The 21,855-nt window shown below is 55.3% G+C and carries 23 protein-coding genes, 1 tRNA gene and 1 pseudogene; 8 read left to right on the top strand and 17 right to left on the bottom strand.

Annotated features, from left to right (window positions below):
• The 6 genes from E1180_RS04305 to E1180_RS04280 form a co-directional block, all read right to left on the bottom strand.
• Positions 1–244, bottom strand: a 244-nt coding sequence (locus tag E1180_RS04305) for a GNAT family N-acetyltransferase (protein ID WP_482822445.1), incomplete at its 3' end; no start/stop codon positions are given.
• A 2-nt stretch (positions 245–246) separates the two neighbouring features.
• The gene (locus tag E1180_RS04300) at positions 247–690 is read right to left on the bottom strand and encodes a PaaI family thioesterase (RefSeq protein ID WP_155189847.1); all 444 of its coding nucleotides are present in this window, start codon (positions 688–690) and stop codon (positions 247–249) included.
• Entirely contained in the window at positions 690–1,091 is a 402-nt protein-coding gene (locus E1180_RS04295; protein ID WP_155189846.1) for a MerR family transcriptional regulator, read from the bottom strand. The genes E1180_RS04300 and E1180_RS04295 overlap by 1 nt, the downstream gene beginning before the upstream one ends.
• 80 nt (positions 1,092–1,171) lie before the next feature.
• A complete protein-coding gene (locus E1180_RS04290; RefSeq protein WP_155189845.1) occupies positions 1,172–1,882 on the bottom strand; it encodes a glycoside hydrolase family 25 protein in 711 nt (236 codons plus the stop codon).
• 56 nt (positions 1,883–1,938) lie between these two features.
• Positions 1,939–2,361, bottom strand: coding sequence for a VOC family protein (locus E1180_RS04285; RefSeq protein WP_155189844.1), 423 nt, complete (start codon positions 2,359–2,361; stop codon positions 1,939–1,941).
• Between the two features lie 98 nt (positions 2,362–2,459).
• Positions 2,460–2,885: an organic hydroperoxide resistance protein gene (locus E1180_RS04280; RefSeq protein ID WP_155189843.1), complete on the bottom strand. Its 426-nt coding sequence runs from the start codon at positions 2,883–2,885 to the stop codon at positions 2,460–2,462.
• Between the two features lie 151 nt (positions 2,886–3,036).
• On the opposite strand from E1180_RS04280, the gene E1180_RS22355 reads away from it, so the two are divergent.
• The gene (locus E1180_RS22355; protein WP_155189842.1) at positions 3,037–3,813 is read left to right on the top strand and encodes a MarR family winged helix-turn-helix transcriptional regulator; all 777 of its coding nucleotides are present in this window, start codon (positions 3,037–3,039) and stop codon (positions 3,811–3,813) included.
• 124 nt (positions 3,814–3,937) lie between these two features.
• Here E1180_RS22355 and mgtE read toward each other — a convergent pair whose 3' ends face one another.
• Positions 3,938–5,353 carry a magnesium transporter gene (mgtE, locus tag E1180_RS04270; RefSeq protein ID WP_155189841.1) on the bottom strand — a complete coding sequence of 472 codons (1,416 nt, stop codon included), beginning with the start codon at positions 5,351–5,353 and terminating at the stop codon, positions 3,938–3,940.
• A gap of 1,191 nt (positions 5,354–6,544) precedes the next feature.
• Between mgtE and E1180_RS04265 the strand changes: the two genes are divergently transcribed.
• The 3 genes from E1180_RS04265 (at position 6,545) to E1180_RS04255 (ending at position 8,468) form a co-directional block, all read left to right on the top strand.
• The gene (locus E1180_RS04265) at positions 6,545–6,772 is read left to right on the top strand and encodes a hypothetical protein (protein ID WP_155189840.1); all 228 of its coding nucleotides are present in this window, start codon (positions 6,545–6,547) and stop codon (positions 6,770–6,772) included.
• 35 nt (positions 6,773–6,807) lie between these two features.
• On the top strand, positions 6,808–7,566 hold the full coding sequence (locus tag E1180_RS04260; RefSeq protein WP_155189839.1) for a hypothetical protein: 759 nt from the start codon (positions 6,808–6,810) through the stop codon (positions 7,564–7,566).
• A 176-nt stretch (positions 7,567–7,742) separates the two neighbouring features.
• Positions 7,743–8,468: an MOSC domain-containing protein gene (locus E1180_RS04255; RefSeq protein ID WP_155189838.1), complete on the top strand. Its 726-nt coding sequence runs from the start codon at positions 7,743–7,745 to the stop codon at positions 8,466–8,468.
• 222 nt (positions 8,469–8,690) lie between these two features.
• Here E1180_RS04255 and E1180_RS04250 read toward each other — a convergent pair.
• Both E1180_RS04250 and E1180_RS04245 read right to left on the bottom strand, forming a co-directional pair.
• Positions 8,691–8,777, bottom strand: a tRNA-Leu gene (locus tag E1180_RS04250).
• Positions 8,778–8,919: 142 nt separating this feature from the next.
• Complete coding sequence (locus E1180_RS04245) at positions 8,920–9,186, bottom strand: FliM/FliN family flagellar motor switch protein (protein WP_155189837.1); 267 nt, start codon at positions 9,184–9,186, stop codon at positions 8,920–8,922.
• 98 nt (positions 9,187–9,284) lie between these two features.
• Between E1180_RS04245 and lipB the strand changes: the two genes are divergently transcribed.
• The gene (gene lipB / locus E1180_RS04240) at positions 9,285–9,992 is read left to right on the top strand and encodes a lipoyl(octanoyl) transferase LipB (protein ID WP_155189836.1); all 708 of its coding nucleotides are present in this window, start codon (positions 9,285–9,287) and stop codon (positions 9,990–9,992) included.
• Between the two features lie 22 nt (positions 9,993–10,014).
• On the opposite strand, the gene E1180_RS04235 is transcribed toward lipB, so the two are convergent.
• From E1180_RS04235 to E1180_RS04215, 5 genes and pseudogenes are all read right to left on the bottom strand, one after another.
• Positions 10,015–10,911, bottom strand: coding sequence for an NAD-dependent epimerase/dehydratase family protein (locus tag E1180_RS04235; protein WP_155189835.1), 897 nt, complete (start codon positions 10,909–10,911; stop codon positions 10,015–10,017).
• Positions 10,912–10,962: 51 nt separating this feature from the next.
• Positions 10,963–11,847 (bottom strand): glycosyltransferase, encoded by an 885-nt coding sequence (locus E1180_RS04230; protein ID WP_155189834.1) that lies wholly within the window; start codon positions 11,845–11,847, stop codon positions 10,963–10,965.
• Positions 11,848–11,857: 10 nt separating this feature from the next.
• A pseudogene (locus tag E1180_RS04225) lies at positions 11,858–13,077 on the bottom strand (NAD-dependent epimerase/dehydratase family protein).
• Between the two features lie 165 nt (positions 13,078–13,242).
• Positions 13,243–13,530: an acylphosphatase gene (locus E1180_RS04220; RefSeq protein WP_155189833.1), complete on the bottom strand. Its 288-nt coding sequence runs from the start codon at positions 13,528–13,530 to the stop codon at positions 13,243–13,245.
• 104 nt (positions 13,531–13,634) lie between these two features.
• Positions 13,635–14,282, bottom strand: a complete 648-nt coding sequence (locus E1180_RS04215; RefSeq protein ID WP_155189832.1) for an HAD family hydrolase — start codon at positions 14,280–14,282, stop codon at positions 13,635–13,637.
• Positions 14,283–14,491: 209 nt separating this feature from the next.
• Here E1180_RS04215 and E1180_RS04210 point away from each other — a divergent pair, with 209 nt between their 5' ends.
• A complete protein-coding gene (locus tag E1180_RS04210; RefSeq protein WP_196220520.1) occupies positions 14,492–15,373 on the top strand; it encodes an alpha/beta fold hydrolase in 882 nt (293 codons plus the stop codon).
• Positions 15,374–15,471: 98 nt separating this feature from the next.
• Here the strand turns inward: E1180_RS04210 and E1180_RS04205 are convergent, their stop codons facing one another.
• Together E1180_RS04205 and E1180_RS04200 are read right to left on the bottom strand one after the other, a co-directional pair.
• Positions 15,472–17,034, bottom strand: a complete 1,563-nt coding sequence (locus E1180_RS04205) for an ArnT family glycosyltransferase (RefSeq protein ID WP_155189830.1) — start codon at positions 17,032–17,034, stop codon at positions 15,472–15,474.
• A 70-nt stretch (positions 17,035–17,104) separates the two neighbouring features.
• Complete coding sequence (locus E1180_RS04200) at positions 17,105–19,117, bottom strand: acetyl-CoA carboxylase biotin carboxylase subunit (RefSeq protein ID WP_155189829.1); 2,013 nt, start codon at positions 19,115–19,117, stop codon at positions 17,105–17,107.
• 206 nt (positions 19,118–19,323) lie between these two features.
• On the opposite strand from E1180_RS04200, the gene E1180_RS04195 reads away from it, so the two are divergent.
• The gene (locus E1180_RS04195; protein ID WP_155189828.1) at positions 19,324–19,797 is read left to right on the top strand and encodes a hypothetical protein; all 474 of its coding nucleotides are present in this window, start codon (positions 19,324–19,326) and stop codon (positions 19,795–19,797) included.
• Positions 19,798–19,912: 115 nt separating this feature from the next.
• On the top strand, positions 19,913–20,224 hold the full coding sequence (locus E1180_RS04190) for a hypothetical protein (protein WP_155189827.1): 312 nt from the start codon (positions 19,913–19,915) through the stop codon (positions 20,222–20,224).
• 18 nt (positions 20,225–20,242) lie between these two features.
• On the opposite strand, the gene E1180_RS04185 is transcribed toward E1180_RS04190, so the two are convergent.
• On the bottom strand, positions 20,243–21,775 hold the full coding sequence (locus tag E1180_RS04185) for an acyl-CoA carboxylase subunit beta (protein ID WP_155189826.1): 1,533 nt from the start codon (positions 21,773–21,775) through the stop codon (positions 20,243–20,245).
• Between the last annotated feature and the right edge of the window lie 80 nt (positions 21,776–21,855).

Raw genomic sequence — 21,855 nt, 5'->3', positions numbered from 1 at the left:
GGTAGCAGGTCGGATTGAGCGACCAGGTGGACGCGTGTTTGAGGAAATGTACGAACCCGACCAGCTTGCCGTCTTGTTCGGCAACCAGCGCGTCGTGAAATTCGTCTCCAAGAAAACGCTCGAACACGCCCTCGATCACGTCGTCCGAAAGGGCCTGCTCATAGAACGCCAGATAGGCCTGCCAGAGCACTAGCCATGCGGACTTGTCCGCGCGCTCGAGCGGCCGGATGATGAGTTCGTTCATTGTCAATCCTTCATGCCCGGGACGCTGACCAATGTGAACAGGCCTGTGGCGACATGCACTTCAGCTCCATCTTCCACTCCAATGACATCCGATTTGGCGATGGTCAGCGTCCTGCCTGGCTTCACCACACGCCCCCTGGCGATCAGGACGGGCTGCCTGGCCGGATTGAGCAGGTTGATCTTGTACTCGCTGGTAAGAACGCCCGTACTTGCCGCGAATAGACTGAGTGCGGCATAGCCGGCGGCGCTGTCGGCAACAGAAGATGTGGCACCGGCATGAAAGAACCCATGCTGCTGTGTCAGCGTGTCCTGCATCTTCAGCTCAATATCCACTGCGCCCGGCGCCAGATGGACCAGTTCAGCGCCCAGATGTGTCATGAAGTTCTGCGCGTTAAAGCTTGTCCTAACGCGCACTTCCCAATCCGGATCCCGAGGCTTCAGCTCCATTACGGCGTCCCCGTGTCTTCGCGAACCTGCAGTTCGGACATGCGTTTCTTTGCGCCTGCTTCCACATCATCAAGTTCCAGAAGGGTCAGCTCAATATCGCGCTGTTTTTCAAGAAGCTCCGCACGGCGCGCATCAATCTTCTGCATGAGAAGGCGCAGCTGGCCCGCCTCCCCGGGTGCGCTGCCATACATCGCGATCATTTCCTTGATCTCCGCCAGCGAAAAGCCGAGCCGCTTGCCGCGCAAAATCAGTTTGATGCGCGTGCGGTCACCCGGCGTGTAAAGACGCTGGCGTCCACGGCGTTGGGGTGTCACCAGCCCCTGCGCCTCGTAAAACCGCAAGGTGCGTGTGGTGATGTCGAATTCCTGCGTCAGCTGGGTGATGGTAAAATAGCGTTGCATGCCCCAATCCTTTGGCGGCAGACTTCAGCCTTTTTACGTTAAAGTCAATACGAAAGATTTTTTGTTTTTATAACAGCATATTACGACTTCAAGTCGACGATGGAAAGCTCCCCTTCGAGGACATTTAGATCAACATCACCTGTGATGCCTTTCACGGTCCCGCGCTGGTGATACTGCCAGAGCACCCATTGATCGGTATAAACCGGGGAATGCCAGATGGACCGGACCCACAAACGCCGGTTTAACCCCTGCCCTTTAAGATACTGCGCGTAAAAATCCTCGGGCGCATAAAAAACCACCCGTTTGCCGGTGGCTTGCTCCACCAGCGCCGTAAACTGGCTGATTTCCTGAAGAACCTCGGCAACCGCCGGCCGCCGGGGGCAATTGCCCTCGAATTCAAGATCGACGGCGGGCGCCAGCATGTCGGCATCATCCGGCAACTGGTCAATGAAGTTTCGGGCCTGGGAAACGCCATCCTTGCACAGGCTGAAAAAATGATAGGCGCCGCGCGCAAGGCCTGCCGATCCGGCTGACGACCAGTTTCGCTCAAACGCACTGTCCTTGAAGTCCCCGCCTTCACTTGCCTTGATATAGGCAAAAGCGACATCATCGCCCGCGACCTGATCCCACTCGATCAAACCCTGGTGATGAGAAACGTCTATGCCCCGGATAGGAAAATCGTCGCGATCAGGTTCCCAGGTCATGAAAAAATAAGCCGCCCCGCCAATGGCAATCACACATCCAACGGCAACATAAAACAGTAAGCGCAACAGCGCCTGAAGGAATCTCATCCCCACCACCCAATGTGTTCCATCCGGCGGTAATCTGCCGCAAAAACACTAAAAATTCACGATTGAAAATTTGGCCAGTTGGGCGGCGCTGCAACTTCAAGGACATTGCCGTCAGGATCCTTGAAATAAAGGCTGACACCGCCGGCCGGCCAAGTGACCTCGCTGATGATTTCGATATTGTTTGCAGTCAGATGCGACCGCCAAGGCTGCACCATGTCGGCGCTGATCCGGAAAGCGAAATGACTTGGCCCGGTGGTGTCATGACCCGGCACGATGCCACCTGGTGTTGCGACATCCTCGCCCGTGTGCCCCCGATGAAAAACCAGCAAGGCAGCGCCCGGTCCGACGTCATAAGCGTATAACCGGTCGCCCTTGACCATCCGCTTCAACCCTAAAAGCCCCTCGTAGAAAGCATGCGCCGCGCCCATGTCGTCTACATAGACCGCAGTTTCGAGGATGCCGTCCAGTTTCGGTGTCATGTTCTTTCCCCCCTTCAGGCAGGCCAAGAATGCTAGGTCAAACCATAGACAACGCCACCGTTGCCGGTGACGCCGCATCTTATCACTTCGGGAGAAAATCAGGCGACGGTCAGCTTGACGTCGATGTTGCCACGTGTCGCGTTGGAGTACGGACACACTTCATGTGCCTTGGCGACCAGTGCCTCGGCCTCGGACTTATCCAGACCGGGCAAGGACACGTCCAGAGCAACTTCCAAGCCAAAGCCGCCTTCTGAGCGCGGACCGATGCCAACGGTAGACACAATTGACGTATCTGCCGGAATGGCGATTTTTTCCTGCCCGCCGACAAATTTCAGCGCACCGATAAAACAGGCGGCATAACCGGCAGCGAAAAGCTCTTCCGGATTGTTACCGGCACCGCCCGCTCCACCAAGTTCCTTCGGCGTGGACAGCTGCACCTTGAAGCTGCCGCTGAGGGTTTCCGCGGCCCCGTCGCGGCCACCTGTCGCCTTCGCCTTTGTCTCGTAAAGCACATCAACAGCCATCACTGATCTCCTGTAGGTCTCTGTAAATATTCAAACTTAATTCTGCATAAGCAGATTTTATATCGTGCACGATATATTTTACTCACATATACCCACACCCGGTGACGGTCAAGCCGTTGCGATCATATCGCGCGCGATTTATAAGGAGCTCATGAGCGATACGACGAACCAGATGTCCCTTTTGGACGCCATCGGTTTTTCCGAGCCCGAAGCAGCCGAAAAACCCAAAAAGACCAGAAAACAAAAACCGAACGAGGCCGCTGCGGCAGACGGCGGCGCGGACCTGCCCGCCGGCATTGCGACCCCGGCAAACAAGGATACGGGAACCCCGGTCTCTTCTGATTCAGATGACCAAAGCGCTGATCAGAACACCGCAGAAAAACAGGGGGCGGAAAAGCAGCGGGCCGAAAAACAAGGGATTGAGCCGCCTGTACACGCCTCAAGCGGCGCTACCGTGACTGGCGCCCCGGAAGACCGTGGGGCCGGTGCACCGGAGGCTCTCCCGCTCGACAAGTATCTCTGTTTCGCTCTTTATTCGGCCAACCACGCCATGCACGGGGTCTATAAAGGCCTTCTGAAGGAAATCGGCCTGACCTATCCGCAATTTCTTGCCATGACGGTTTTGTGGGAGAAAAACAATGTGCCGGTCGGCGCAATCACATCAAAACTGCAGCTTGATACCAACACTTTGACACCTTTGTTGAAGCGCTTGGAGGCAATGGGTCTTTTGACGCGTACCCGGTCGGCAAAGGATGAGCGCCAGGTTATTTTGAAACTCACACGCAAAGGGCGGAGCCTTCAAAAGAAGACCGAACACTTCAGTCAATGCGTGTTCTCGTCGACGGGTTTGGGGCTTGAGGAAGTGTTGGAGCTTCAGACAAAGATCATGCGGCTTCGGGACAACTTGCGCGCAGTGGAAAGCACCTAGATCAGCTTTGGGCGTTTCGAACGAAACACCCGATGGTCTAAGCTCCCCGCCACGGCCATCAAGTGCTGAACCTGGCGATGACCTGCGCTGTCAAGGGGCAGCCTTTCCAACATGACTTTCAGGCCTAAAAGGGCAACCCAAACCAAAGCGCCGCGATTCCGAGGAAGGCAAAAAAGCCCACCACATCGGTCACGGTTGTGACAAACACGCTCGAGGCAATGGCCGGGTCCACGTTGAACTTGTCGAGAATGATCGGAATAAGCAGCCCGGAAAGCCCGGCAAACAACATGTTGATGATGATTGCCGCGCCAATGACGACGCCTAGCCCGGGGCTTTGAAACCAGATCCAGGCCGTTATGCCGATCAAAAAAGCCAAGGCCACTCCGTTCAGCATGCTGACGAGCACTTCGCGGTTGAGAACCCGAACCATGTTGCGCGCGGAAAGTTCCTGGGTCGCGATGCCCCGAACCGCTACGGTCATCGTTTGCGTCCCAGCATTGCCGCCCATGGACGCCACAATCGGCATGAGAACCGCAAGGGCAACCATCGCTTCGATGGTTTCATCGAACAGCGCAATGACGACGGACGCCAGAACGGCCGTCCCGAGATTTACGACAAGCCATACAAAACGGGAGCGGGCGATGGTCATTACGCTGTCGGAAATCTCCTCGTCACCCACCCCGGCAAGTGCACGCAGATCTTCCTCCGCCTCCTCCTGGATGACGTCGACGATATCATCGACAGTGAGAACGCCGACAAGCCGATCATTTTCGTCAACGACCGCAGAAGAAACAAGATTGTACCGCTCGAACCGGCGTGCAACCTCCTCCTGATCTTCCGTCGCCTCTACAGCATCAAGCCGTTCTGACATGATCGAGGTGACCTTGCGGTCCCTCTTGGTACGCAGGATCTTGTCAAGATGGACGGATCCCAGCAGCTTGAAGGTGGGGTCGACGACATAGATTTCATAAAAATCATCAGGAAGATCACGGGCTTCGCGCATGTAGTCGATGGTTTGCCCGACGGTCCAAAACGGAGCGACCGCGATAAACTCGCTCTGCATCCGCCGGCCCGCGCTTTCTTCCGGGTAATCGAGCGCCTTCTTGAGCTGCGCACGATCCGCATACGGCAATTCCTCAAGGATCGCCGCCTGGTCCTCTTCATCGAGGTCCTCGAGGATGTAGACCGCATCGTCCGAATCAAGGTCGCCAAGGCCTTCCGCAATGACCTCGTTGGGCAAGTCTTCCAGAACCTGCAGGCGGACCGCTTCGTCGGTTTCCGTGAGAGCAGTGTAGTCGAAGTCGTTGCCAAGCAGTCTGATAAAGGCTGCACGCTCTTCTGCATCAAGCGTTTCCAGCAAGTCGCCGGTATCGGCTTCGTGAAGATTTGCGGCCAGCTCACTTAGCTTGGGCTGATCTTCGTCGGCAATTGCTGCTTCGATCGCTTCAATGAACGCGCGATTCAGACGTTCGTCCTCGTCCCGGACGGGAATGGCCGCAGCTTCCGGGGCCATGATCTCCAGCTCAGCAGCTTCGCTCATCCGCCCTCCGTCCTTAAGTCCCGGCAAACGCGCCCGCGCCGCCCATTACGTCTGCCTCAGAACTATCGTCTGGCAACCAAAAGCGCCACCTGAAAAAGCGGGCACCAACAAAAGGCTGCCTGTCCGTCAGTTCCGAAAGCAGGTTTTGTTTGCGGCAGCCTGCCGGATAGCAAGAAGGTCCTTTTTCAGTTCAGCGGGCAGTATTCTTTCTTCAGCCGAAATGCAGGGCGGCGCGGACCTGAAAGCCCGTTTTGCCCGTTCCGTTTGCAGGCACACACGCCCTTCCACCAGGACTTCCTGCTCCATGTACCAGAGCTGCTGACACGTTTTGGCGGGCAAAGTGCCCAGCTCCAGGCCGTTCGTGGGACCGGCCAGTCCCAGCAGCATAAATAACAGTCCGGCGGGAATGGATAACCGCATGGTTTCAAGACCCCTGAGACAACAAAGGGCATTCCGGGAAAAATGGGCTACAGAGCGTGTCACCATGTCTGAAACTTTGCGAGACCATCTTCACCTAATGTCCTAGGTCCATTCTATCTTTGTGACGGGCTGGAGTTGCCACCCGGATTATGCAGTGTAATCGGAATCTGGTATCCGACCGCTGAGTGGGGACAATCCTCTTCCAGTCTCTACGTCAACCCTTCATCTGCCAAACACGTTTCAACAATGGGGGTTGGCTAACAAAATCTTGATCAGTCGAGTGCCGAATGATTTTCTCGTTGAAATAGAAGTATATTGTTTACATCCTTTGGGTGCAGATTGGGCCAAAGCATGCTGACGTAAAGCCCCTCGACAAACTATGATGATTCTGCATTTTGAGGCGTTTTATAAATGCTTTTCTGGATGTTCCTACCAGTGTGATCGAGCTCGATATACGTCGAGTGAACAAGTAACAGACTGAACGCGGTTTCCAATGTATGTGATTGAAGACCTGTTATTTGCCTACATAATAATATGGCAGGTTTATAGCCTTCTTATAGTTCATTATAGGTCTTATTTGTTTCGGAAAATTGATCCAGAAAGAAAATATCACACTGTAAATTTTAGGGGCCTCGCAATTCCCGATGTGCTTAATCCGGAAACACCAGATATAATGGTTCAGATATTCAGGAAAACAGCTAAAGCGAATTATATTCTTGCGGGAATATTTATTATGTTTTGCATTATGCTTGCAATCTCAAATGTGATGTGATGTCAGACACGATTTACTATGTTGGTGATAGACCGCTGAGTGAAGGTCACCCTATTAGTCTTAGTGACGCGCTGGTTAATTTTGTAGACGGCGCGTTTTCGGCGCTCATCGCCAAGCAAAAGAAGAACCTCGCAGTTGAGCTTTTTTTGATTTTGCAGGGCCAGCATACACAACACGAGAAACAGCAGTCGAAGCTTAAAATTAACGACAAGGAGAAACACTCTTAATCACTGCAACCGGATTTGCCGCTCGTCTCTGGTTTATGATGTCTACCGCCGCTCCGGCGGCCCACCCCACTGGGGAAAGGGTTTTATACTCCACCGACCTGGAGCCACAGTTTACGGCAGAGTATTACAAGGCCGAGGGCTACAGGTATTTCGACACGCTCGACAGTTACGCTTCACGGACATCCAAACCGCGTTACGCGCCTTACGTTCTGCGTTGGGAATGGCCGCCTTGGCTCTATTTGACGGGGCACAAAGACCATTGGATGGCGCTCGACAAGATTTTGATTTTCTTTCCAACAGAAGTGGTGGACCGGACCTGCGAGGCCTTCAAGACCCAGCCCTTCAGCCGGTGCCGCGTCACGTTTCACTTCAAATGGGCGGGCGACCATGTTCCGATCTACGAGGAATTCACATTTAACGACGCCGGCGAAATTACATTCGTCGAAGTCTGGTCAGATGAGGCGGGTTTGCGTCCCATGGATCCTGTCACAGACTATTGGGCAGAAGCCCCCGGCATTGCGCGCCTCTCGACACGAATCCCGGGCCTCGGCAATCCTGTCGGCCGCTATAACCGCCGGCAACTTGCGGAATTGGCGCGGGCGGACAAAGAGCTTGCGGATTTGCAGATGCGCATGCGCCTGCCTGTCCTGGCCTGGACCGCCGCCACTGTCAGATTTCTATTCGATGGATATCTGCGCCCGCAGCCAGCCTCCATGGTCCAAACAGCAACACATGGCTTTCAAGCAGAAGCCCATCGCGCAGAATACGGTAACGGGCGGCCGTACAGGCAATAATCTTACGGGGTGATTGACGGCGAAAGCGAAATGACCTTCTGTTGCTCCCCTCCTCAAAGGCGCCACCGGTTTCGCCTCCAACCTGATGTGAAACCGGGATTTTACCGTCTGAAGCAGCGAGAACTTGTGTTCGCCAAACCGGGCAGAGATTAACAACAAACCAGAGGCTTCATGACATGAAACTCCAGGCCCTGTGGCGTTACCCGGTCAAGTCTCTGCAAGGCGAGGCTTTGGATCACGCATTTGTCGAGGCCCGAGGCATTTCGGGAGACCGGCAATACGCTGTCCTGGATGCAAATGGCAAACTCGGCAGTGGCAAATCGACAAGCCGATTCCAGAAAATCGAAGGGCTGTTGTCCCTCAGCGCCGAAACCCGGGACGGCGCCGTATCAATCCGCTTTCCAGACGGATCGGCTCACGGCATCGACGACATTGACTTGCCGCAGCGCCTCTCCGGCTATCTCGGCCAGGCAGTCACTATTGTTCGGGAAAACCGGGAAACCCATTTTGACGATGGCGCGATCCACATCGTGCTGTCTTCGGAGCTGGCGAAATTGCAGGCATTGCTGCCTGAAATGGACATAGACGCCCGGCGGTTCCGGCCGAACCTTGTTCTCGACGCCCCGGCCCACATGACCTCCGATACGCTCATTGGACGGGTCCTTTCCATCGGCGGGACGCATCTGAAAATCACGCATAAGACCGAGCGCTGTGTCATGGTCACGATGGAACAAGGTGACCTGCCCAAAGCACCGCTGGTGCTGCGGCAGGTTTCCAAGGCGTTTGATCTCGATTTCGGCGTTTACGCCGCGGTTCTGAAACCAGGCACAGTTCAAGCCGGACAGTCAGCCAGCATTTCCTCAGGCACATTCAATGACGGAACCAAAGACTATGGCTTTTGAGTCCGTTCGATCCGCTTTAAGCGTCTGAAAAAACGTCCGGTGCTTTGAAATCTGGGCCGGAGGCGGTGAGCTCAAATGAAACAGCAAGCGGATAGCTGCTGCACATAAAGTGTTGCGAACCACCTAAAGGGAAATCCCGCTGAAATGGACAAACCCTCAGCAAAAACAAAAAAAGCGCCCCGAAGGACGCTTTTGTTTTCAATCACTTGGTAGTGTGATCGATGGTGCGGTCGAGAAGACTCGAACTTCCACGGGGGTTAGCCCACAGCGACCTCAACGCTGCGCGTCTACCAATTCCGCCACGACCGCTTAGTCGTTCCCCGCGCTCTTCAGCGTCGAGGCGCTCCATGTAGCAAAAGGCTTTTAGGGGCGCAAGGGCTCATTTCGCAATAATTCACAAGGCCGTCATTTTTCAGCAACTGCCCCATCCAGATGCTCTTCCCGGCGCTCTTTAAAGCGGCCCGTCGGTGCGCATCGGCCGGATTTCCGGCGGCCGCATCAAGACCTCCGTGATTGATATGCCGATCCGCTCGCCCAGAAGAACCACCTGCCCCTTGGCGACCAGCGTGTTGTTCGCATAGATGCGAACGTCATCATCTTCGGACACATCAAGATCAATCACCGCACCGCGGCCCATGCGCAGCAACTGGTGAACCGGCATTTCGTTCTCGCCCAGCACAACGGAAATATCGACCTTGATGTCATCAAAGGTGGCCATCGGAACAATGTATCCTTACATAGGGCGCAACAAACGCCATCGCTTAACCATATCACGGCCCGGCCTGCCAGCTCAAAAACCAAAGATCTGTCATCCACATGTCACCTGCCGATCGCGACGCCCTCACCTTCAGTTTTCTGCCCAAATCCAATGATCAGCCCGTGGAATGGGTCGTGACGGACACACTTGTCGGTTATGAGGAAGCCGTCGCGGAAATGACGGCACATGTGGAAGGAATCATCGACGGCACGAAAAATGAGCAGGTCTGGCTGTTGGAACATCCCCCGCTTTATACGGCCGGAACAAGTGCGGATGATTCTGACTTGATCGCCCCGGACCGCTTCCCGGTCTATCGCACCGGCCGTGGGGGCCAGCACACCTATCATGGCCCCGGTCAGCGGGTCGCCTATGTCATGCTCGATCTGAAACGCAGACAGCCGGATATCCGTGCCTTCGTTTCCGCCATGGAAGCCTGGCTCATCAATACCCTCTGGCATTATCACATCCGGGGCGAGCGCCGGGAAGACCGCGTTGGGGTCTGGGTCAGGCGGCCGGACCGCGGGGCAACGGCCGAAGACAAGATCGCTGCAATCGGCATCCGGGTGCGCAAGTGGGTCACCTTCCATGGCATCAGTTTCAATGTGGAACCCGATCTCGACCACTTTTCCGGCATCGTGCCCTGCGGCGTCACCGAGCATGGCGTGACAAGCCTTGTCGACCTCGGCATTCCGGTCACCATGGCAGAAAACGACAGCGTTCTTCGGGCGGAGTTTGAAAAGATATTCGGCCCGACAACGTCAGCTTAGCGGCACTTAAGCACCTCATTGTTCAACCGGTTCGTGAGAGCACGGGCAAGGATTGTACGAATTGCTGCAGGCGCTCCTTGCCGCCCGGCACCCATCCAAGACCTGCCAGTTTGGCCGGGCTCAACACCCCGACCGGCCCCGGCGCGCGGGGCGGCAGGGCCATCTCAATGCCGGTTTTCTTTGCGTAGGCTGACAGAAGGTCCTGCCGGTCCACAATCACGTCGGAAACGTTGTAAATGCTGATTGGCTGGTCATCCTGCTTTACCGGATTATCGAGAACGAGCGCCAGCGCTGATGCAAGATCATCCCCATGGACCTCCGTACCAACGCGCGGGGAAATGGCAGCGCCCCTTTCAAAGGCTTCGAACAGCTCCGACCATTTGTGCGTAGACATGCCCGGCGGGCACCCATAGACACCTGTGACGCGCAAGGCAGTTCCCGCCATGTCACTTGTTTCACACGTCATGGCGAGCGCTTGCTCGCCCGCCAGCTTCACCTGACCGTAAAGCGTATCGGGGTTGGTGTCCGCAGCCTCTTTCAAGATGGCCCAATCGGCCACGGGCGTATAGACCGCCCGGCTTGACAGGAACACGGTATGCCGGACGCCGGCATCCCGAGCGGCCTTAAAGAGCGCGAGCGTGCCGTCCACATTCAGATCTATGAAACCGTGCGGATCATCGCCCTCCCCGCCCCGGTACTTGCCGGGTTGATGCGCCAGAGCGCAATGGACGAGCGCTTCAGCGCCGCGAAGCCGGACACTGGTATCCGACAAATGCCATTCCTGAAACGTATCACCGGCCTTGGCAAATTCCGGACGGCTGCGTCCCAGAAAAGTCAGTTCATGACCATCCTGGTGAAGGCGTGCGCAAAGAAAGCGGCCAATTTGTCCGGTCGCGCCGGTCACGGCAATCTGGGCCATCGGATCGTTCGGTCCACTCCTCGCATAACACTGGCAAGCGGGACAAACGTCTTACCCGCGTGAAGATGCGTTGGCCTCGCCCGTCACACCAGCCAGAGGCGGCTTTGGCATCTGGCGAAGAACATCGGCAAGGTTTTCACCCGCATAGCAGGCCTGCCACAATTCGATGAGCGGACGCAAGCGATCTGCCTTGTCATGACCGGTTTGCCACGGTTTTTCATACTGGTAGTGCAGAATGTGGATCTGATCCCAATCCCACAGGCCCGGAAGATTAAACCACACATATTGCAGCATGTTGTAAAAGACCGGCAGCCCGTGCCAATCGGGAAAATAGGTTTCAAGGAAAGTCTGGTCAGTCCGCCGCCAGAAGACGTCCGGCTCATCCAGCCGCTGCATCATATCGGCAAAGGTAGCCTCACTCGGAGTAGCTGTAAAAACGCCGCTGTTGAGCCTGTGAAAATCCCCAAGCCCTTCATAGACATTCGGCGCGGCACAGAATTCCGGATAGTCAAAGAGCCGGTCGCAGTTCTTCAGGACGAGTGCATCGGCGTCAATAAAGACAACTTTATCATACTCGGTCAGTTGCCACAGGCGCAGCTTGACGAAGTTATCAAGCGGCGTGTGAAAAACAGGCTTTCCGCCTTTCGTGAAGGGAGCAGCCTTGTGCAAACGGCCCCGTTCATGCCGTTCGTTGAACTGTGCAGAGGTGGCGAGCCGTTCACATTTTGCAATGCGGGCACCGGCGGACGCCAATTCCGGCAGGTCACCAGCCGCGACGCCGGGCGTTGCCAGCACCACGAGATCCGCCGTTGTCTGCGTCTGCCGTAACGAGCGCAGCAACGCGGAGGCGCCCATGAGATAATCCTGGTTGGTAACCAGAGTGACATACGCCGTCCGGCTTTGCGCCGGACGGTCAAAGACAGGACTTCCGGACATGAGCGCGCCCTTAGGAGACCGACTTCAAGCGCGGATGCTCGGGGTCATGCTCCACATCTGCGGCAATTTCTTTGGTCCATGCTGAGACAGCCGGAATCCGGCTCTTGTCGATCCGGTATGCGTAGGTCTTGGCGACATCGACCACCTCGCTCAACAAGCCCTCTCCAGGGTAATCGGGTTCAGGCCGAGCTCAAGGAACTGCTTGTTTTCAACCACAAGGTCATTTTCCGCGGCCTCTTTGCGCGGGTTGGGAAGATAGGCAACCTTTGCGCCGGTAAGCCTGGAGATCAGCTCCGCCAGATCCTTGACCCGGTGGGTCTCGGTCATCTGGTTATACACCTTGACGCGGTCGCCCATCTTGGGCGGGTTCTGCAAGGCGAGTTCGATGCACCGCACCGAATCTTGAATATGAATGAAAGCCCGGGTCTGCCCGCCAGTGCCGTGAACGGTCAGCGGATAGTCGACAGCTGCCTGAATGAGGAAGCGGTTCAAAACGGTCCCGTAATCGCCATCATAGTCAAAGCGGTTGATCAGCTGCTTGTGCCGCCGTGTCTGCTCCGTGTGCGTGCCCCAGACAATTCCCTGATGCAGATCGGTAATCCGCAGGCTGTCATTCTTGGCGTAAAACTGGAACAGAAGCTGATCGAGACACTTGGTCATGTGATAGATCGACCCGGGATTGGCCGGATACAGGATTTCCTGTTCCGCCTTTTCGCCAGACAGGGTCTTCACATCGACACTGAGATAGCCCTCGGGAATGGCCGCTCCCACATTTGAATACCCGTAGACACCCATTGTGCCCAAGTGAATAAGGTGGGCATCCAGATCAAGCGCAACCATCGCATTCAGCAGGTGATGCGTTGCGTTTGTGTTGTTGTTGACCGTGTAATTCTTGTGGCTGTCGGACTTCATCGAATAAGGCGCTGCGCGCTGCTCGGCAAAGTGAATGATGGCATCCGGCCTGTGTTCAGCCAGCCATCCCTTAAACACCTCGTACTCTGCTGCAATGTCGATCAGATGAAACCGGATCGAATTGCCGGTTTCCTGCTTCCATATCCGGGTCCGCTCCTGGATGGAATCCATCGGTGTCAATGATTGAACGCCGAGTTCGGCATCAATCCAACGACGGCTCAAATTGTCGATGATATGAACCTCATGCCCTTGATCCGACAAATGCAGGGACGTTGGCCAACCGACGAAACCGTCACCACCCAAAATCGCAATTTTCACCAGCAGTCTCCCGGATTGTGCTACCGGCGGCCCGCCAGCGGCAATGATTGATTCATATTAGGAAAATGATCATTGCGATATTTACATGACAATTCAATGTTCGCGGGCAAAATTGATACACCTAATAAAGTGGATTTCGGAGGTGCCTCCAGCCATCGTTCCGGCTCAGGCGCTGTCGCGCACCTGAAACGGTCCGGTTATCGGCGGTGGCCGATCAAACTCCTTCACGCCCGTCACGCGGGCAAACCGCGGACCGTGCCAAATCACATCCAGCATATCGGTGACATCATCGGCCGGACCGCAGAAAACCGCTTCGACGCCCCCCGATGCAAGATTGCGCACCCAGCCGGACAGATCCCGCGCCTTAGCCTCGTCCGCACACCAGGCCCGGTATCCAACGCCTTGAACACGCCCTTCTATCTGGATGTGAACAGCGAGCGGATCTGTGGTCATCGCATCGTCTCCTGTTGTGTCTGAGAAACCTTAGATCATCGCGAGAGCCATGCAAAAGCGGTGTGGCGAATTTTAGTACATGCGTCCCCTCCGGTCATCTACGCCTACCCCAAGAGATATCGGGCGATGTCTTCTGGATGCTGCGCTATGAAAACCGGCTTTTCCTCTGACAGCTCCTTACTATCCCCATATCCCCAAAGAACACCGATCCCTGCCATTTCATTGGCATTTGCCCCGATCAAATCATGCTTGCGGTCACCGATCATGACGGCATTTTCAGCAGCAATTCCTTCTTCTTTTACAATATGCGCGATCAAATCGGCCTTCGCAGACCGTGTGCCGTCCAGCTCGGATCCATAGATCTTCTGAAAATGCCCGCTCAGTCCAAAGTGATCCACGATTTTTCCCGCATAAGCATGCGGTTTCGACGTGCAGACAAACAGGTTTGTGCTGGTCCCGGCCAACTCATTGAGAAGCTTCGGAATTCCCTCGATCAACGTGTTCTCATAAAGACCGGTCACCGTGTAGCGTTCCCGGTAGTAACCGACCGCCTGATCGAGCAGGTCCCGGTCCTGCGTTCCAATCAAGACTTCGAAACTGTCCCACAATGGCGGACCGATACACCAGCGCAGGTCTTCGGCTGGAGGCACCTCCGCCCCCATTTTGTTCAAGGCATGCTGGATCGAGCGCGTAATCCCCTCGAATGGGTCGGTCAAAGTCCCATCCAGGTCGAACAAAACAGTCGTGTACATCGTCAGGCGCCATCCAGTGCAAACAAGTGATTTTGCACGCCTAACACACATGAGAGGACACTCCAAGGAGCGGTTGCAACCGCCATACAACCTATTGAATTACATGCTGGATTTTTTCAAAACCCCAAAAAAGACTCGCATAGGTTGTATTTTTTCCTATAATGCGCGTGCATGGCTCCGGAGCTTTTCCTGACATATTGGAGAAGTCCATGACGTATGATCTTCTAAAAATCCCCGCAGCGGGGATATTGTCGATATTGCTCGGCGGCACGGCATTCGCAGGCGGCGCCTATTTTGAAGTCGAACCGGGCGTTGATCTTTATTACGAGGTTCACGGAACCGGGAAACCGGTGGTGTTCGTGCCTGGCTGGACCTTTACCACCGAAGTCTTCGAAAACCAGATCGATGTGTTTTCAAATACCCATAAAGTCATAACCTTCGACCCGCGCAGTCACGGTCGTTCAACAGTTACACTGGAGGGCAACACCTACGCCCAGCAGGGAGCCGATCTGGTGAAGCTGCTGGAGCATCTGGAGGCGGAAAAACCGGTTCTGGTCGGGTGGTCATTCGGCTGCCTCGCCACGTGGGAATACATCAAATTGAAGTCAGCCGAGGCAGCCGCCGCACATATGTGCATCGATCTTTCGCCAACGCCGATGACCGCGGGTGAAGGAGACTGGACCGAGGGCAGTATTGAAGACATCGCCGGTCTTTATAACGCTGTGCAAACTGCACAAGGCCACCGGGACATCGTCAACTGGTATGCCGACGAACTCATGATCGACCAGGAGTACACGCCAGAGCTCTCCCGCTGGATTGTCGGCCAGTCGACCAATTCGCCCCCCTGGATCGCCGCCGCCTACTGGGCATCGGGAAATTTCAGCAACTATATGGACATTGCCAAGGAGGTTGATGCCAAGATGCCGTCGGTCTTTGTCGTGGCCGAACACTGGGCGGACATCGCGGAGCCATATCTGGCCACCCATACGCCGAACAGCGATGTCCATGTTTTTGGCGGGCACATGATGTTCTGGGAGTACCCTGAAAAGTTCAACCCGATCCTGGAAGCAATGATCGCAAGGGCTGAATAGGCATTCAATTTATGCTGGTTGAACGTCGAGGGAAACTTTGGCGTTCAACAGTCTTATGGGCGCGGCTTCTCGCGTTTTCGAAAACAAACCCGAAGCAGTCAACGGCGCTTATATAGTTTTACATCCTCGTATTGGACAACGGGAACGTAGTTTTCCTGCACCCAGCGGACCAACCTTTCACCATCACTCTTACTTGCGTACCAAGGCGGCAGGTCCTTTACAACCAGATACTTGGGTTGTGCCTCCATCACGCGCCCGATCTCATCCCGGTCAATGTATCCACCAAGGGACAATGCATCGTGTATACTGCTTGGTGGAAATATATTCGCAGGATGGGTTAGGCCTCTAGAGAGAAGCGGTGCACCTAGGTAAAAGTGAACAAGATGGTAGTTTAAGGCCCACACACTGTGGGGACCTTCTGAATCAGCTTCTATGGCTTTTGCAACTTTTAAAATCGGGTAGTCGAACGAACCATCTTTCCAATTGTGAAAGGCGCTAATCGCAGATGGCAACTTTTGCGACACGACTGCGAGTACCATCACGAGGCATGCTGTGCCTACGCTCAAAACCGCGATCCGAAAATGTCTCACTAGCGCGCATGCACACGCCAACAGTACCCCGAACAGTGGTAGCAATTGATTCCAGTAGTGCGGATACGCTACCCCACCAAGCACCAACAAAACTCCAATTGCCACTAGCACAGCAATAACAACCGGAATCACCTTGGGTGCGCGCTCGCCAAGCCGGATAAACTTCATTGGTTTAAGCGCGACTAGAAGCGTGATGCCTCCCAAAAGCAGCGTTGCAGGAACGTAAACAAGCGGATCATGCAAAATACGTCCGCCCCAGAACACTGCGTGCAACCGGATTGTATTAAGGACTGAACCGTCCGAACGGCCCGAGTACGCCAAAGGCACATCAATCAATGCCAACTTCAGAGTTGGCAGTTCATCGCCCACCCAATACGTGGCCACGATCAGACCCAGGACGCACAAACCACCAAGACAATAAGAAGCAAGTTTCGCCGCAACTTCTGAAAGCGACTTGGCTCGAATATCAAGTAACAGAACAAGTCCAATGGCTATCGGAACAAGAGCCAGATTGGAACGTGTTAGGACCGCCAGAGCGACGAGAGCGCCAGCAAGCACGCAGGCGAACAAACCAGGCCTATTACCAGTGAGCAACCATATGGCCGGCATTAAGAAGGCCATCGCAAGATGCTCGGTTTGCGTGTGCTGGGCGAAAAATGATCCACTCAACACAACCAGAAGCAATGCACCTACACCGGCATAGACCGGAGAAACGAGGCGTCTTGCTGTCCCGTAGGTGAACACGACGATTACAATCAGGCAAAGGTCGCCAAATAGCCGGATTGCAAGCAGACTTTCACCGAATAACGTTATCCATGCACCAAGTGCAAAGAACATCACAGGTGGCTTTAAATCAAACAACTCGACAAATGGCAGATTTCCTCTGGATACACTTTGGGCCATAAGTGCAAAGGAACTCTCATCCCAGTCCAACACTTCTGCATTAAGTGTGCCAACCTGCGTTAGGGCAACAAGAAGAATCAAGAAGCCCAACACAAGGAAGTCTTTGTAACCTACAGCACTTGGGGGCGCGGCAGCTGACCCAGCCTGCTCAGCGATATCCAAAGGCATGGAGCCCTGCAATCAATGGTGTTCTGATACCACAACCATTACTATGTCTCTGCAAATGTGACAAACCGCTCTATGAAAACTCCATTATCACAGCGTCGACAGCCAAACTGTCGCCAGGTGCGGCCTTGATGGCGGAAACGGTACAGTCGCGATCTGCGCGCAGCACGTTTTCCATTTTCATCGCTTCGACAACGGCAAGCTGTTCGCCTGCCTTGATCTCCTGGCCTTCTTCGACCGCGATGGACACCACAAGTCCAGGCATCGGGCACAGCAGCATCTTGGATGTATCCGGCGGCAGCTTCTCCGGCATCAATTGGTCCAGCTCGGCAATTCTCGGCGTCATCACTTTCGCAACAACCGAGTATCCCTGCCAATCCAGCCTGTATCCACCGGTCAGCGGCCGGACCTGAACCGTTACGTTGTCGTCGCCGACCTTACCCGTCCACAGGCTATCGCCCGGCGCCCAGTCGGACTCCACGTTCAGGATAGGGCCGTCCCCGAGTGCCACATCAATTTCAATCGGTGTCCCGGGATAGCCGGCAGCAAGACGGATCGGGACATAGCTCTTGTCGAGCTTCACCACCCAGTCTTCACGTATGTCGCCGCCATGCGCACGCAAACGTCCGGGCAGATGGTCAAGACGTTCCCGCTCGATGGCGCCCATCGACAGGGCAACAGCTGCAAGGGTTGCATGGGCACCGGCGTCAGGCTCAGGCGGCAAGAAACCGTCCGGATACTCGTCGGCGATAAAGCTAGTCGACAGCTCCCCAGACCGCCAGCGCGGATGGTTCATGAGCGCGGTCAGGAACGGAACATTGTGTTGAATACCGTCGACATAATAGCCGTCGAGCGCCTGGCTCATGGCTTCAATGGCGGCTTCCCGTGTTGGCGCGTGGGTGATCAGTTTGGAAATCATCGGGTCGTAGAACATCGAAATTTCCGATCCTTCCACGACGCCGGTATCATTGCGAATGGTGACATCACCAGACGCCATTTCCTCCGGTGGCTGATACCGCACCAACCGGCCGATGGATGGAAGAAAGTTCCGGTAAGGGTCTTCGGCATAGATGCGGCTTTCAACGGACCAGCCGTTCAGCTTCACATCAGCCTGCGTCATCTGGAGCTTCTCGCCATAGGCAACGCGGATCATCTGCTCGACCAGGTCGACCCCGGTTATGAGCTCGGTGACCGGATGTTCCACCTGCAAGCGGGTATTCATCTCCAGGAAAAAGAAGCTCTTGTCCTGCCCGGCAACGAATTCCACCGTTCCGGCACTGTCGTAGTCTACCGCCTTGGCAAGAGCGACAGCCTGTTCGCCCATCTTGCGGCGGGTATCCTCATCAAGAAGCGGGGACGGAGCCTCTTCGATAACCTTTTGGTTGCGCCTTTGGATGGAGCATTCACGCTCTCCAAGGTAGATCGCATTGCCGTGCTTGTCGCCAAGGACCTGTATTTCGATATGCCGGGGATTTTCGATGAACTTCTCAATGAATACGCGGTCATCACCGAAAGAGGAGGCCGCCTCTGACTTCGATCGCGTGTAACCATCCCTCACCTCATCTGCGTTCCAGGCAATGCGCATGCCCTTGCCGCCGCCGCCGGCCGACGCCTTGATCATGACCGGATAACCAATGTCTTCCGCGATCTCTACGGCTTGGTCCGGCGTCTCGATCACTCCGAGATGCCCTGGAACCGTGCTCACCTTGGCTTCATTGGCGAATTTCTTGGATTCGATCTTGTCGCCCATGGCCTCGATCGCGCGCGGGTTGGGACCGATCCAGACAATCCCCTCAGCCGCAAGCGCTTTTGGAAAGCTGGCCCGTTCGGAGAGAAACCCGTAGCCCGGATGCACAGCTTCCGCCCCGGTTTCCTTGCAGGCGGCAATGATCTTTTCGGCAATCAGATAGGAGCTCGCAGCTGCTGCAGGCCCGATATGAACCGCTTCATCAGCCATTTCGACATGAAGCGCATCCTGGTCCGCGTCGGAATAGACCGCGACCGTCTGGATCCCCATTCGCTTTGCCGTTTTGATGACCCGGCACGCGATTTCCCCCCGGTTGGCGACAAGGATTTTTTTGAACATTTATCTCCACCCAACTAATCACCTCAGCCCAGAGTATTAGGCCGGGGACCGGACACACGCAACTTATCCAATGGATGACCCTCGCAAAGGCTGAGCGCCGGGACAGCCCGAAGCACCACAACTCCCGGTAAAACATCGTATTTGATGTAATTAGACGATTTTTAACTCGCTGCCTGTAGGAAATGCCTAGTGTTCAGGAGACTTAAATGAAGTTGGCGATCGCGTTTTTGGTATATGCGGCCGTGTTTTTGCCGATATCTGCTCAGGCGGAAACCATTCTGAAATGGAACCGCGGAGAGATTGACGGCTTCACCCGCTATTGGACCACCAACAATGTGGGCTCCAACTTCGTGGTGTGGTGCCATCCGCAGCGCGCAGTCAACGGAACGGTTTTCCATATTGAAATCGAGGGGCGCAAACCCACGCCCAACACCCGGTTGAAGCTGATCCTGGACAACGAGATTCTAGAATTGCCGGTCAATGATCAGGGATATATCGACAGCGGCTGCGCCACCTGTGCCGACAGTTTTGGATATGTCTGGCATCGGCTCAGATCTGCAACGGCAATGGCGGTCAAATTTCACGATGAACGATATGCGGGCTTTTCATTGAAGGGCGCCAAAGAGATCTTGCCCGGGCCCGTTTGCCCGACCGATTGGGAAAAGAACCAATCCGGCTAAACCTATATGCCGCCGCGTCACGTATCATCCATTTTGATGTGCCGCCAATCACAGCGCTGCCGCAAACTGTGCGCAATATTAGCCAAGTGATTGTTTCAATGCTTGGAAGGCACCCATGAGAAAACCCGCTCTTTTTCTGACCACTCTGGCATGTGCATCCGCCATAGCTTTGTCAGCGGCTGCCGCCCGGCCCGATCTGCGACAGATGTCGTGCGCTGCGGCTCAGGAGATGGTCCGTCAGCACGGCGCGGTCGTGTTCACAACAGGCCAATACACCTATTCGAAGTTCGTCTCGAACCTCAGATATTGCGATTCGCGCGAGATGCTTTTCACGCAATACGGTCCGACCCGTGACGTCAAAAAATGCCCGGTGGCCTATGAATGCCGCGAACCGCTGTTTCCCTTTGGACCTTTCGGGAGGGATTAACCCCTCCCGCTGCCCCATTCAAAGGGGAATGTTGTCGTGCTTTTTCCAAGGGGTCTCGACCTTCTTGGAACGCAACAATGCAAGGGCCTTGGCAACCCGCCGGCGGGTCGAGTGCGGCATGATAACATCATCGATATAGCCGCGTTCGGCAGCGACGAAGGGATTCGCAAACCGGTCTTCGTAGTCCTTGGTGCGGCGCTGGATCATTTCCGGATCACCAAGTTCCGACCGGTACAGGATTTCAACCGCGCCTTTGGAGCCCATGACGGCGATTTCCGCGCTTGGCCAGGCATAGTTGATGTCCCCGCGGATATGCTTGGAACTCATCACGTCATAGGCACCGCCATAGGCCTTGCGCGTAATCACGGTAACCTTCGGCACTGTTGCCTCGGTAAAGGCAAACAATAGCTTGGCGCCATGCTTGATCAGGCCGCCATATTCCTGTGCGGTGCCTGGAAGAAAGCCCGGAACATCAACAAGCGTGACAATCGGAATGTTGAAGCAGTCGCAAAACCGGACAAACCGGGCGGCTTTCCGGCTGGCATCAGAGTCCAAAACACCGGCCAGCACCATCGGCTGGTTCGCAACCACCCCGACGGTGCGGCCTTCAATGCGTCCGAAACCGGTGATGATGTTTTTGGCGAACCGGCCCTGGATCTCGAAGAAACTGCCCTCATCAACGGTTTTCAGGACAAGCTCCATCATGTCATAGGGCTTGTTCGGATTATCCGGGATCAGCGTGTCCAGGCTGTTGTCGATACGCTCCGGATCGTCGTAATGCGTCAGTTCCGGAATATCGGCCTGATTGTTCATCGGCAGGAAGTCGATCAGACGGCGCATTTCCTGAAGCGCCTCGACGTCGTTTTCAAACGAGCCATCGGCAATGGATGACTTTGTGGTGTGGATCGACGCACCACCAAGTTCTTCGGCGGTAACCGTTTCGTTCGTCACCGTTTTCACAACGTCGGGACCGGTGACGAACATATAGGAGGTATCGCGAACCATGAAGATGAAATCGGTCATGGCTGGCGAATAAACATCGCCGCCCGCACATGGGCCCATGATCAATGAAATTTGCGGAATGACGCCCGAGGCCAGAACGTTCCGGGTAAAGACTTCGCCATACCCGCCCAGCGCGGCGACACCTTCTTGAATTCTGGCACCGCCCGCATCGAACAACCCGATGACAGGCGCCCGGTTCTGAAGCGCAATATCCTGCAGTTTTACGATTTTCTCCGCGTGCGCCTCCGAAAGCGATCCGCCGAAAACCGTGAAGTCCTTGGAAAAGACATAGACCGTGCGGCCATTGACGGTTCCCCAGCCGGTGACGACGCCGTCACCTGGAATATGCTGCTCATCCATGCCGAAGTCGGTGCACCGGTGTTTCTTGAACATGTCGAACTCTTCGAAAGAACCCTCGTCCAGTAGCACTTCGATGCGCTCGCGTGCCGTCAGCTTGCCTTTGGAATGCTGTGCGTCGATACGGCGTTGACCGCCCCCAAGCCGCGCTGTTTCCCGGCGGCGCTCCAACTCGGCCAGAACGTCCTTCATAAGGTCCTCCCAAACATATTCTCTAGTGCTGGTAGCATGCAGGCGCGGATCCTGAAAGTCAGCACAAGGGTGAACGCATG

Source organism: Roseibium denhamense (assembly GCF_009711415.1).
Taxonomy (GTDB): domain Bacteria; phylum Pseudomonadota; class Alphaproteobacteria; order Rhizobiales; family Stappiaceae; genus Roseibium; species Roseibium denhamense.
This window is presented reverse-complemented; position numbering and strand designations above follow the sequence as displayed.